Genomic DNA, 12074 nt, shown 5'->3' with positions numbered 1-12074 from the left:
AAATCCCGAAATCTCTGATGGACGACCAAATCACTCAATAACCCTGGGTACCAGATACAACCCATCCTCGGTGGCCGGCGCAATCGCCTGGAACGCCTCCCGCTGATTGGTTTCGGTCACCACATCCGGCCGCAGCTTCTGCACTGCATCCAGCGGATGCGCCATGGGCTCTACCGACTCGGTATCGGCGGCACTCAACTGATCCACCAGGTCCAGAATATTGCCCAGGTCTTTCTCAAGAGCTGCAACCTGCTCGCTGTCCACCTTAATACGGGCGAGCACGGCAACTTTTTCAATGTCCGCTCGGGAAATGCTCACGTTGCCTCCAAAAGCGTGTGTGAAAACAATTTAATGCAATAATGCCCGGATGGCTGAGCTGGCTTGAGTCCGGTAACACTCTGCCGTCCGGGGATGCCTTGGGGGACTGCTTTCCAAAAATTTGTGGAGCCATGGATGGCGGAACAGAAGCGCCACAGGGATGTGCCGAAGGAGCGGTTTTTGGAAAGCAGTCCCCCAAGGCATCCTTGCATCCATCAAAACAGGCCCGACATATTAGCAGAATCCCACGCAACATTGGCCCCGTATAAAGCTATAAAATGTGCGAATGGTAAGCCCCAAAGCCCCGATGGCGCCTTGCCTGAGTAGGTGCTCACTGCTAAAGTTGCCGCATTCTTTTCCGCAACCGCAACTCTCAGGTTGAAACAACACGAATGTTAATCAAAAGACTCCGAGGCTTATTCTCAAGCGACCTGTCCATCGACCTGGGCACCGCCAACACTCTTATCTACGTACGCGAACGCGGCATTGTCCTGAACGAACCCTCCGTTGTAGCCATACGGACCAACAACTCGCAGAAAATGGTCGCTGCTGTCGGGTCCGAAGCCAAACGTATGCTGGGCCGCACACCGGGCAACATTACCGCCATCCGGCCTATGAAAGACGGCGTGATTGCAGACTTCGTGGTGACGGAAAAAATGCTCCAGCACTTCATCCATAAAGTGCACGAAAACAGCTTTATTACTCCAAGCCCCCGGGTACTGGTGTGTGTACCCAGCAAATCCACCCAGGTAGAACGCAAAGCCATTCGCGAATCAGCGCTGGGTGCAGGCGCGCGGGAAGTCTTCCTGATCGAAGAGCCGATGGCGGCTGCCATTGGCGCCGGCCTGCCGGTGGAAGAAGCCAGCGGCTCCATGATTGTCGACATCGGCGGCGGCACCACCGAGATTGCCATCATCTCCCTGAATGGCATCGTCTACGCTGAATCCGTCCGGGTTGGCGGCGACAAGTTCGACGAGGCTGTCGTTACCTACGTGCGTCGCAACTACGGCAGCCTGATCGGGGATTCCACCGCCGAACGCATCAAGCACGAAATCGGCTGTGCCTACGAAGGCCTTGAAGTGCGCGAAATTGATGTGCGCGGTCGCAACCTGGCAGAAGGCGTGCCCCGGGCCTTCACCCTTAACAGTGAAGAAATCCTCGACGCGCTCCAGGAGTCCCTGGCCCAGATCGTCCAGACCGTGAAAAGCGCGCTGGAGCAGTCTCCACCCGAACTGGCGTCTGACATTGCCGAACGCGGGATTGTACTGACAGGTGGCGGAGCCCTGTTGCGTGGCCTTGATAAACTGATCAGCGAAGAAACCGGCCTGCCGGTCATCATCGCGGAAGACCCGCTGACCTGCGTTGCCCGGGGTGGTGGAAAAGCTCTGGAAGTGATTGATCGCGGTGGCATCGGAATGTTCTCCCAGGAGGGGTAATCCCGTGGGAGGGCTAAGCCATTAAGACCATATTTGTCCAGGGACCGGTACCCGGCTTCCGGCTTTTCCTCGTCATTCTGTTATCGGCAGCGTTGATCGCTGCCGATGCCCGTTTTGACAAGCTGACGGCGGTGCGGAGCACCCTGGCGACCGGCCTGGCACCGGTGTATTGGCTGGGTAATGCCCCGCATTCCTTCGCCGACTGGTTCTCCGGGCTGTTTGTCAGCCGCGATGACCTCCAGCGGGAGAATGAAGAACTCAAAACCCGCCTGTTGATTCTCGAGCGTCGCGCGCTCAAGTATGCGGCACTGGCATCGGAAAACAACGAGCTGCGCCGGCTGCTGAACTCCTCTGAAGTACTGGACGACCGGGTCATTGTTGGCGAAGTCGTGGGTGTGTCGCCCGATCCCTTTTCCCATGAAATCATCATCAACAAAGGTGAGAGCGACGGGCTCACAGCGGGCCAGGCAGTGCTGGATGCGGAAGGCCTGATGGGGCAAATCATCCAGACCAGCCAGTTTACCTCCCGGGTGCTGCTGGTCTCTGACAGCAGCCATGCCGTGCCCGTAGAAGTGGTGCGTAACGGCCTGCGCTCGATTTTGCTGGGTAACGGCGACAGCAATGAACTGGACCTGGTTCATGTGCCGGACACGGCGGATGTCCGCGAAGGGGATATGCTGGTCAGTTCCGGTCTGGGCGGCCGCTTCCCCCGGGGGTATCCGGTAGCGGAAGTCAACGCCATTACCAAAGAGTCCGGAGAGCCTTTCGTCACGATACGGGCCACACCGAAAGCGAGCCTGAACCAGAGCCGCCTGGTGTTGGTGGTATTTCAGCCCGAGCAACGCTCACGGCCGCAAAGCGCACCCGTCGAGCCGGCTGATGAGGAGGCGAACTGATGTTATCGGTAATCAGTTACCCGCTGTTCGCGATTACCGTCGTGTTGTCGCTGGTTTTAAGTATTTCCCTGTTCCCGGTGGACTGGTTCACGTTCCGGCCGGAGTGGCTGGGGCTGATCGTTTTCTACTGGACCTTCCGGGCTCCGGCCCAGTTCGGCATTCTTATGGCCTGGTGCCTGGGATTATTGCTGGACATACTGGAATCCACGCCCCTGGGGGTGAATGCCATCGGTATGGCGCTCATCGCCTTCCTCGTGTTGACCATTCATCAACGGCTCCGTATGTATCCGCTGCCCCAGCAATGCCTGATGGTGTTCCTGCTTCTGGGGATCAACCAGATGCTGGTGCACTTTGTAAAACAGCTCCTGGGCGCCGAAGGGGCCGGATTCAGTTACTTGTGGCCCGCGGTTACCAGTGCAGTGGCGTGGCCTCTGGTCAGTGGCGTGCTGGACCGAATCAACCGTAAACTGGGATGACTTTATGAGTGGCCTCATTCTGGCCTCGGCGTCACCACGCCGGGCCGAACTGCTGAGACAGATCGGGGTGAGTTTTCGGGTGATGCCGGCCGAAATCGACGAGACCCCGCAGCCGGCGGAACCGGCGAGAGATTATGTCGAGCGCCTGGCGCGTGAAAAAGCCCTGGCTGTCTCCCGTGCAGCGCCGGACGTTTTGGTACTGGGCTCGGATACCTCCGTGGTGCTGAACGGAGAAATTCTCGGTAAACCGGCCTCTGAAGCCGAGGCGGGCGATATGTTGCAGCGCCTGTCGGGAAACACCCATCAGGTGATGACCTCGGTGGCACTGGCTCAGGCAGACCAGTGTCAGGCCCTGGTGGTGGTGACGGATGTGACGTTCCGCGAGCTCGAGGCGGCCGAAATCAACGCTTATGTGGCCACCGGTGAGCCCATGGACAAGGCGGGCGGCTACGGTATTCAAGGACTTGGTGGTATCTTTGTCCGGGAGCTCAGGGGAAGCTATAGCGCCGTGGTGGGTTTGCCCCTGCGGGAAACGGCCGAATTACTGGCAAGCGCAGGCGACCCTGTCTGGCACCACTGGCCATGCAGTAAGGAGAGCCAAGCATGAGTGAAGAGATCCTGATTAACGTCACCCCGGTAGAGACCCGCGTGGCGCTGGTTGAAAACGGAATGTTGCAGGAAGCCTACATCGAGCGCACCAGCCGCAAGGGGATTGTGGGTAATATCTACAAGGGCAAGGTGGTGCGGGTGCTACCGGGTATGGAAGCGGCGTTTGTGGATATAGGCCTTGAACGGGCGGCGTTTATTCATGCCTCCGACGTGGTCAGTGGCCAGCCATCGCCCGACGAGCCGTCAGACACCCCGAAAAGTGTGCCGGACATTCGCACACTATTGCGGGAAGGGCAGTCCCTGGTGGTTCAGGTCACCAAAGATCCCATCGGAACCAAGGGTGCTCGCCTGACCACCCAGCTTTCCATTCCCTCCCGTTATCTGGTGTTCATGCCCGGTGTTTGCCATATCGGAATTTCCCAGCGTATTGAAGATGACACCGAGCGGGCGCGCCTGAAATCCCTGATCGAAGAAGGTGCTTCCGAGCACGACGATGTCCAGGGCGGCTATATCATCCGCACCGCCGCCGAAGCGGCCGCAGCGGAAGACCTGATCGCGGATATGAAATACCTGCACCGCCTGAGCCAGTCGATCCAGGAACAGATTGGCAAAGCGGCGGCGCCCTCGGTGGTCTATCAGGACCTGCCGCTGTTTATCCGCACCATTCGTGACCTGATCCGACCGCAAACCGAGAAAGTGCGGATTGATAGCCGGGAGAGCTATCAGCGGGTGATGGGGTTTGTAAAAGAGTTTGTCACCGAGTTTGCCGACAAGGTGGAGTATTACCCGGGCGAGCGTCCGATTTTTGATCTGTATTCGGTGGAAGACGAAATCCAGAAAGCCCTGAGCCGCAAGGTGCAGCTGAAGTCCGGTGGCTACGTGATCGTTGATCAGACCGAAGCGATGACCACGATTGATATCAACACCGGTGCCTTTGTGGGCCATCGCAATCTTGAAGAAACCATCTTCAAAACCAACCTGGAAGCGGCCAGGGCGATCAGCCGTCAACTCAGGCTGCGCAACCTGGGCGGGATCATTATTATTGACTTCATCGACATGGAAGACCCGGAGCACCAGCGCCAGGTTCACCGGATGCTCGAGAAAATGCTGGAGCGTGATCACGCCAAAACCAAAATTACCGGCGTCTCGGAACTGGGGCTGGTGGAGATGACCCGAAAGCGCACCACCGAGAGTCTCGGGCAGGTTTTGTGCGAACCTTGTCCGATATGCGATGGCCGGGGCTTCCTGAAAACAGACGAAACCGTGTGTTACGAGATCTTCCGGGAGATTCTCCGGGTTAACCGGGCCTACGAGGCGGAGAATTATCTGGTGATGGCCTCCCAGAAAGTCGTGGACCGCCTGCTGGATGAGGAATCGGACAACGTGGCCGATCTTGAAACCTTTATCAGCAAAACCATTCGCTTCCAGGTAGAGCCTTTTTACAGTCAGGAACAGTACGACGTTGTGTTGCTCTGACCGCTGAGCAGCAGGGCGTTGCAGGGAGCTGAATGTTATGTCAATCCGCGAGCCGGACAGTTCGCAGCCAGCCGAGGATGACCGTGGCCTGGTTGCCCGCGGATTGGCGGGCTTCGCCAGCGTGGTCTGGTGGGCGATACTGGTGGTACTGGTGTTGTTTGCCCTCTACGTGGGTGTGGGCCGCCAGCTGACCGCGAGCCTTGACCGGTTTTCAGATGAGCTCGCCGGAGAACTCTCTGCAGCCACCGGCCTGGACGTCTCGGTCGGCAGCCTCTCATCCCAATGGTACTGGCTGGACCCTTCCATAACCGCCAAAGATATCACCGTTCGTTCCCCCGATTCAGGCCGGCTGGAGGCAGAGCTTGAGCATCTGGCGTTGCGGCTGGACTTTTTTGCCTCCCTGTTCCGTTTCCGGCTTGTGTTCCGGAACTTCGATGCCGACGGGCTGGCGCTGACGGTCGTGCGCCCCACAGAGGACCCGTTCACCAACCCGGTGGAGGAAATAGTGGAGCTCGCGGAGCCGGGCCCGCCGGAACTCCAGCACTGGCTTCGCGTGGCCGGACGCTGGCTGTCCAACCCGGAAGTTCGGGTTACCCGGGTAAGCCTGGGCCTTGGGCCCAGTAGGCAGAACCTGCGTTTTGTTGATATCCCGCAGCTGGATTTGTCTTATCGGGGCGGCTTGTTCCAGGCTGCAGGCCGGGCCATGCAAAGCGGAACCACCACTGAGCTTGCCCGCTTTGCCCTGGTCGGGCAGGGCTTTTTCCGGGGCGAGTTTACCGGGCAGCTTTATCTCGATGTCGGTTCCGGTCGATTCTTTGATGGCCTGATTGATGACCTCCAATGGCGGGGCATTCGGGTCGAGGGGTTCGATCTGGGCGGAAGCGGCTGGCTAACCTTTGCCGGCGGTGATTTGGAGCAGATTCAGGGGCAGGTCAGCACCCCCTATCTTCAGCTGGGTGTGAATCAGGCTTCCCTTGCGCCCCTGGAAAACATCGAGGCCCGTTTTGGCTGGCGCCGGGGCGAAGCTCTCAACCTTCAGGAATTGCGCTGGGACTGGATTGGCGACCCGGTATCTCCGTTCAGTATCCGGATTGGCGACCGGGACGGTGACCTGACGCTGGTAGCAGACTCGCTGCCGCTGCAACCCCTGCGGCGCCTGGTGGAGGCACTGCGCCTGTTACCGAAAGAGGCGAACGAAGCTCTGGTGCATTATCAGCCCACCGGTTTTCTCGACGATATGCTGTTCGTTTTGCCGGAGCAGGGCGCGCTGTTTTCACTGAGCGCAAGGCTCCGGGATGTGGGGGTCAGCGCCTGGTCGGGAGCGCCCGGGGCCCGGGGGCTGGATGGACATATCCAAATGGATGCAGTCAGCGGCCGGGTGGTTCTGAATACCCGTGAGCCGGCGATACTCGGCTTTCCCGAACTGTTCAATACCGAGTGGACACTGGATTCGCTGTCTGGAACTGTGGCCTGGAACCTGTCCGGAGGGATAACCCGGGTGCATTCCGAAGATCTGGAATTTACCTACCAGGCCGACACCCGGCTAAGTGGCGCTTTTGATCTGCGGCTTGACCAGTTCGGCGAGGATAACCTGGGTTTGAGAGTCGGCGTGGAGGACGGCAACGCCAGTATGTTGGCGGACTTTGTGCCGGTCCATGCCGTTGGCGGAGAGCTCTACAACTGGCTGACCGAGAGCATTTCGCAGGCCCGCGTTCGCGGCCGGTATTATGGCCACGGTCGTATCGATGCCGAAGCACCCTCCGGGGCTTTTGTGTCGTCCATGTGGTATGGGTTTGAGGACGCCGCCATTCGTTTTGACCCCGGCTGGCCAGCGGTTGAGCAGTCGCAGGGGCGTGTAGTCATCCAGAATTCCGATACCCGGGTAGCTCTGGCCAGCGGGCAGATCGGAGGCCTTGAGCTGAAAAACACAGAGGTGCGCGTGATTCCCGGCAAAGTCGATAACCCTACCCGGGTCGACGTTGCTGCCAGTACTGTCGTGCCCGGTGAGCGCGTGCCCTGGTGGCTGACCAATACCCCTCTGGGTGAGTTACTGGGGTACGGTGACACCGAGGCCCGTTATAGCGGCAGCTTCGAACTCGACCTCGGGCTTGATCTGCCCCTGGCAGAAGGGCACGAGCCCCGGGTGACAGCGCGACTGCAAACCGGGAACGGCGGGTTTGAGCTGCCCGGAGCAGGCCTGAGCTGGCAAGAAATTGCTGCCGATATTACCTATGACAGTACCGACGGTTTTACCGGCGAGCCTGCCACAGCCCGTTTTTTCGGTCAGCCGGTGGATATCGGTTTGTCTGTCTCCGACAAGGGTTCCGGTATTTCCGTGCGCCAGACAGGAAAGTTAGCGATACCGGCTTCCCTGACGGCTTTCAATGTGCCGGAAAAAGCCGCCCCGGGCCTCTCCGGCGCGCTTCACTACAGCGCTGAGTTGGAGCTGGGCGGGCGTCAAAACCCGGTCATCGAGCTTTATTCAGACCTGCAAGGCCTGCAGGTAGATTGGCCGGAACCGTTAGCGAAGGCCAGCGCAGAGCACGCGCCGCTGACTGTCCGGGTCGACCCGTTCGAAAGTGCAGGTCTGTCTGTTTCCGCTCAGTGGCAGGACCGGATTGATGCCCATTTCCTGTTGCAAGAGACGGGGTTCGAGCTGATGTTCGATTCCCTCAACCTCGGCTCCCATCGCTTGACCGACATCTCGGTCAAGGCGCTCGAACTGGACGATCGCTGGATCATTCACACCGAATCGGACAGGGCCAAGGGGCGTGTGCTGCTGCCGAAATCGGAGGGCATCGTCGAAGCCGATTTCGAAACCCTTCGTCTGGTGCGTGAGCCGGAAACAGCCCCCCGCGGCCGGGAACTGCTGACGCTGGAAGAGCAGCTTCAGGCGTTCAGGGATCTGGATATGGGGAACTGGCCGGACATCGACGTGCGTATTGCAGACTTGCGGCTGGATGGACAGTCAGCGGGCAACTGGCAGTTCAAGCTGCGTCCGGAGCCTTACCAATTGAACGTGCAGGCGATGGAGGGCCGGCTGGGCTCCCTGGTGCTATCCGGCGACATGACCTGGAGCGTGATTGATAAGCGTGAGGCAACCCGGTTCCGCGGGTCACTCAATGGCGGAGCCCTGAAGGACCTCGAAGCGTTGACCGGTACCTCCATTCCGATGACCAACGCAGAAACGGGGGTGGAGCTGGATCTGGACTGGCCGGGCGGCCCGGACGACATTGCGCCAGGCAAGATCAGCGGCTCGGTGAGCATCCGGCTGGACGATGGCATGATTATGGAGCAGAGTAATTCAGCACAGCTGTTCCGGGTGTTCAATTTGCTGAATACAGATACTCTGTGGCGGCGGTTACAGCTCGATTTCTCGGATCTTTACGAGCGGGGTGTGGCGTTTGATGCGATATCCGGTAAGGCGCAGATCATAAACGGGTTGGTGACGCTTGATCCGGAGTTACAGTTGGTGGGTCCGTCCGGCGCGTTCAAACTCAGTGGCACTACGAATATGACAGACGAAAGCCTGGATATGCGCCTGGTGCTGGTGTTGCCGGTAACCCAGAATCTGCCGCTGGCTGCCTTGCTGATGGGGGCCAGCGCACCGATTGGCGGTGCACTGTTCGTGCTCGACAAGATTCTCGGCGACCCGTTGAGCCGGCTCACCAGTGCCACTTATAGTGTAACCGGAAGCTGGAGTGAGCCCGAGGTCGACCTCAGAGGCGTGTTTGATACCGGAGAATAAGCCAGAAACCAGGAGGCAAAAATGGCACAGGTTGCGGCAATCCAGATGGTGAGTACCCACGACGTCGATGCCAATCTTGAGGAAGCACGTACATTGCTGGCCGAGGCGGCCGGGCGGGGTGCGCGAGTGGCCGTGTTGCCCGAGAACTTTGCCGTTCTCGCCACTGCGCAGATGCTTGAATGTGGTCGCCGGGAAGTGGGGAGCGAACCGGTCATCCGGCAGTTTCTGTCTGAGCAGGCGCGGGCCCTGGGCCTGTGGATTGTGGGCGGTTCCCTGCCGCTGGCCCGCCGGCCGGATGGTTCGGACATCGCAGACCGGGTTCGGGCCAGCTGCCTTGTCTACAATGATCAGGGCGACGAGGTGGCCCGCTACGATAAAATTCACCTGTTCGATGCCATGGTCGAAGATGCGCACGGCCAGTACCGGGAGTCGGATACCTTTGAGCCCGGCAACCAGGTGGTTGCCGTTGATACCCCTGCTGGCCGGTTGGGGCTGGCGATCTGTTACGACCTGCGCTTCCCGGAGCTGTTCCGGGCACTGCGGGAGCAGCAGGTGGAGTGGGTGTCCCTACCGAGTGCCTTCACCTGGCAGACCGGTAATGCCCACTGGCACGCGTTGATACGCGCCCGTGCGATTGAAAACCAGGTGTGGGTGGTCGCGCCGGGGCAGGGTGGCGACAACAGCAGCCGGCGCCGGACCTACGGCCACAGTCTGATCTGCGATCCCTGGGGCAGGGTGGTCAGTGAATACGACGAGGGGCCGGGCATTGCGAGCGCCGATCTGGACCTTGCCCTGTTGCGACAGTTGCGCAGCCAGATGCCGGTGTGGGAGCACCGGCAGCTGTAATTATTGCTCGGCGTCGTCAATCCATTCGCGCAGGGCCCGGAACAGTTTCCGGGACTGGCCGGTATTCTGGCCTTTGGCCACTTCTTTGCGGGCGTTGCGCACCAGGTTGCGCAGGTGCTGAATGTCGGCGGCGGGGCAGTAATCAATAAACTCGCCGACTACCTTGTCGCCCTCCGAGATCATCCGGTCACGCCAGCGCTCGGCCAGGTGGTGCCGGCGGGTGTGCTCTTCGCTGCCGGCATAGAAGGCGTCAATGGCCCGGCCAATGGTCTCCGGGTCGTCCTCATGGCGTAATACCTTGCCGATGTACTGCAGGTGCCGTCTGCGCGCCTCACGCTGGGGAATGCGGCGTGATTCGAGAATGGCATTTTTCAGGGTATCGCTTATGGACAGGGTGGCCAGCTGCTCGTCGTTAAGGTCCAGCATACGCTTTCCCAATTCCTGCAGAGCGTGCATTTCGCGCTTGAGCTGCGATTTGCTCGGGCCAAGATATTCCTGGTGTTCGTCGTCAAATTGATCAGTCATGATGGATCACAGATTGCTCAGGCATAGAAAATGGTGGCCAGCCCCAGGAAGGCCATGAAGCCGATAACGTCGGTGACGGTGGTCAGTATCACGCTGCCGGCAAGCGCCGGATCAATGTTCCGGGATTTCAGGAACAGTGGCAAGACGGTACCCACCAGCGCTGCCGCCACCAGATTGATGATCAGCGCGGCGGCAATGATGGCGCCTATCAGCCAGTCCTGGAACCAGGCCACGGCTGCCGCGGCAACCACCACTGCCCATAACAGGCCGTTCAGCATTCCGGACAGAAACTCCCGGTTCAGCAGCCACCCCACGTTGGCGCCGCTGATCTGACCAACCGCCATGCCCCGGATGACCAGGGTCAGTGTCTGGCTGCCGGCAATGCCGCCCATACTGGCGACAATCGGCATCAGCACTGCCAGGGCCACCACTTTGGCAATGGTCTCCTCGAACAGGCCAATCACCGCCGATGCGGTAAACGCGGTAATCAGGTTGATGCCCAGCCAGACTGCACGGCGGCGAGTGGTTTTCATAACCGGGGCGAAGGTATCTTCGTCCTCATCCAGGCCGGCCATGCTCATCAAAGAATGGTCGGCGTCTTCACGGATAACATCGACTACGTCATCGATGGTAATCCGGCCCAGCAGTTTGCTGCTCTCGTCTACTACCGGGGCGGAAATCAGATCGTAACGTTCGAACAGGGTAGCCACTTTGGTATCCGAGAGTGTTACCGGGATGGGTTCGATGTCTGTGTCCATAACCTCCCGCACGGTCGCCGCGGGGTTGGACACCAGCATTCGGGTAATGGGCAGCATACCGATAAACTCGTCCCGCCGGCTGACTACAATCAGGCTGTCGGTCATCGGCGGCAGGCTGCGGTGCCGGCGCAGGTAACGCAGCACAACGTCGACACTGATGTCCGGGCGCACCGTAATGGTGTCGGTGTTCATCAGGCCGCCGGCGGTGTCCTCCGGGTAAGCGAGAACTTCCTCGACTCGCTGGCGGTCCTGCTCGTCCATGGTGTCCAGAACTTCCTGGATCACGGTATCCGGCAGTTGCTGGAGCAGGTCAGCCAGATCATCCGACTCGAAATCTTCAAGAATGTCCGCCAGTTCCTGGGCGTTCAGCTGACTCAGGAAGTAACCACGGATATCGTCGCCCAGGTACTGGAGAACTTCCCCTTCCAGCTGTTTGTCGACCAGGTTCCACAGCAGCGCCCGCTGGCGCGGCGGTGAGGATTCCAGTAAGTGGGCAATGTCACTGGGGCTCAGGCCGCCATTCAGAATGCGGGCCACCTGCTTGAGGGCACCACTGTCCAGCGCTTCACTGAGTGAGCGAAGACGTTGGCGGGCCTGGCTTTTTTCCAGAATGTCGGTCATTGAACCACCTGCGATCAGAAAACCTTTGCATTATAGCGGAGTTAGGTGGCACACGTGAGAAAGGATTGTAGGTGAATGACGAAACCGGCGGTTATTGTCCTTCGCCGAAATAATCATCGATCAGTGCGGCCAGCTTCTCGACGGCATCCTGTTCATCCGGGCCGTCGGCAACCAGTTCCACCTCGGTGCCCTGGCTGGCGGCGAGCATCATCACCTGCATGATGTTTTTGGCGTCTACGTCCCGGCCTTTGCCGCGAATACGGACACTGCTGCTGAATTCCGAGGCGGTGGCCACGAGTTTCGCCGTGGCCCGCGCGTGCAGGCCAAGCTTGTTAATAATCGTGATGGGGCGGCAAATCATAGGC

The 12074-nt window shown here is 59.5% G+C and carries 11 protein-coding genes; 7 read left to right on the top strand and 4 right to left on the bottom strand.

What is annotated here, in order from left to right; translation table 11 throughout:
- Nucleotides 1-30 precede the first annotated feature (30 nt).
- Complete coding sequence (gene gatC / locus ACP2AU_RS11805; RefSeq protein ID WP_426376398.1) at nt 31-318, bottom strand: Asp-tRNA(Asn)/Glu-tRNA(Gln) amidotransferase subunit GatC; 288 nt, start codon at nt 316-318, stop codon at nt 31-33.
- Between the two features lie 392 nt (nt 319-710).
- Between gatC and ACP2AU_RS11800 the strand changes: the two genes are divergently transcribed.
- Genes ACP2AU_RS11800 through ACP2AU_RS11770 form a run of 7 tightly spaced genes read left to right on the top strand, consistent with a single transcriptional unit; the run spans nt 711 to nt 9805 of the window.
- The gene (locus ACP2AU_RS11800; RefSeq protein WP_426376397.1) at nt 711-1754 is read left to right on the top strand and encodes a rod shape-determining protein; all 1044 of its coding nucleotides are present in this window, start codon (nt 711-713) and stop codon (nt 1752-1754) included.
- 29 nt (nt 1755-1783) lie between these two features.
- Complete coding sequence (gene mreC / locus ACP2AU_RS11795; RefSeq protein ID WP_426376428.1) at nt 1784-2650, top strand: rod shape-determining protein MreC; 867 nt, start codon at nt 1784-1786, stop codon at nt 2648-2650.
- Nucleotides 2650-3126, top strand: coding sequence for a rod shape-determining protein MreD (mreD, locus tag ACP2AU_RS11790; protein WP_426376396.1), 477 nt, complete (start codon nt 2650-2652; stop codon nt 3124-3126). The genes mreC and mreD overlap by 1 nt, the downstream gene beginning before the upstream one ends.
- A 4-nt stretch (nt 3127-3130) precedes the next feature.
- Nucleotides 3131-3733, top strand: a complete 603-nt coding sequence (locus tag ACP2AU_RS11785) for a Maf family protein (RefSeq protein WP_426376395.1) — start codon at nt 3131-3133, stop codon at nt 3731-3733.
- Nucleotides 3730-5211, top strand: coding sequence for a ribonuclease G (gene rng / locus ACP2AU_RS11780; protein WP_426376394.1), 1482 nt, complete (start codon nt 3730-3732; stop codon nt 5209-5211). Before ACP2AU_RS11785 ends, rng begins: the two co-directional genes overlap by 4 nt.
- 37 nt (nt 5212-5248) lie before the next feature.
- Complete coding sequence (locus ACP2AU_RS11775; protein ID WP_426376393.1) at nt 5249-8959, top strand: YhdP family protein; 3711 nt, start codon at nt 5249-5251, stop codon at nt 8957-8959.
- A gap of 21 nt (nt 8960-8980) precedes the next feature.
- The gene (locus ACP2AU_RS11770; protein WP_426376392.1) at nt 8981-9805 is read left to right on the top strand and encodes a carbon-nitrogen hydrolase family protein; all 825 of its coding nucleotides are present in this window, start codon (nt 8981-8983) and stop codon (nt 9803-9805) included.
- Here ACP2AU_RS11770 and yjgA read toward each other — a convergent pair whose 3' ends face one another.
- The 3 genes from yjgA to ACP2AU_RS11755 all read right to left on the bottom strand — a co-directional run bounded on the left by yjgA (nt 9806) and on the right by ACP2AU_RS11755 (nt 12070).
- Nucleotides 9806-10330, bottom strand: a complete 525-nt coding sequence (yjgA, locus tag ACP2AU_RS11765; protein ID WP_426376391.1) for a ribosome biogenesis factor YjgA — start codon at nt 10328-10330, stop codon at nt 9806-9808.
- A gap of 17 nt (nt 10331-10347) precedes the next feature.
- A complete protein-coding gene (mgtE, locus tag ACP2AU_RS11760) occupies nt 10348-11709 on the bottom strand; it encodes a magnesium transporter (RefSeq protein WP_426376390.1) in 1362 nt (453 codons plus the stop codon).
- A 91-nt stretch (nt 11710-11800) separates the two neighbouring features.
- Nucleotides 11801-12070: an HPr family phosphocarrier protein gene (locus tag ACP2AU_RS11755; protein ID WP_426376389.1), complete on the bottom strand. Its 270-nt coding sequence runs from the start codon at nt 12068-12070 to the stop codon at nt 11801-11803.
- Between the last annotated feature and the right edge of the window lie 4 nt (nt 12071-12074).

Source organism: Marinobacter sp. VGCF2001 (assembly GCF_049943275.1).
Taxonomy (GTDB): domain Bacteria; phylum Pseudomonadota; class Gammaproteobacteria; order Pseudomonadales; family Oleiphilaceae; genus Marinobacter.
Note: the sequence above shows the minus strand (reverse complement) of the source record. Positions and strands in the feature narration are given on the sequence as shown.

Coding starts and splice junctions, on each gene's coding strand:
- mgtE (WP_426376390.1), bottom strand. CDS start 11,709: ATGACCGACATTCTGGAAAAAAGCCAGGCCCGCCAACGTCTTCGCTCA.
- ACP2AU_RS11755 (WP_426376389.1), bottom strand. CDS start 12,070: ATGATTTGCCGCCCCATCACGATTATTAACAAGCTTGGCCTGCACGCG.
- ACP2AU_RS11800 (WP_426376397.1), top strand. CDS start 711: ATGTTAATCAAAAGACTCCGAGGCTTATTCTCAAGCGACCTGTCCATC.
- ACP2AU_RS11785 (WP_426376395.1), top strand. CDS start 3,131: ATGAGTGGCCTCATTCTGGCCTCGGCGTCACCACGCCGGGCCGAACTG.
- ACP2AU_RS11775 (WP_426376393.1), top strand. CDS start 5,249: ATGTCAATCCGCGAGCCGGACAGTTCGCAGCCAGCCGAGGATGACCGT.
- ACP2AU_RS11770 (WP_426376392.1), top strand. CDS start 8,981: ATGGCACAGGTTGCGGCAATCCAGATGGTGAGTACCCACGACGTCGAT.
- yjgA (WP_426376391.1), bottom strand. CDS start 10,330: ATGACTGATCAATTTGACGACGAACACCAGGAATATCTTGGCCCGAGC.
- rng (WP_426376394.1), top strand. CDS start 3,730: ATGAGTGAAGAGATCCTGATTAACGTCACCCCGGTAGAGACCCGCGTG.
- mreD (WP_426376396.1), top strand. CDS start 2,650: ATGTTATCGGTAATCAGTTACCCGCTGTTCGCGATTACCGTCGTGTTG.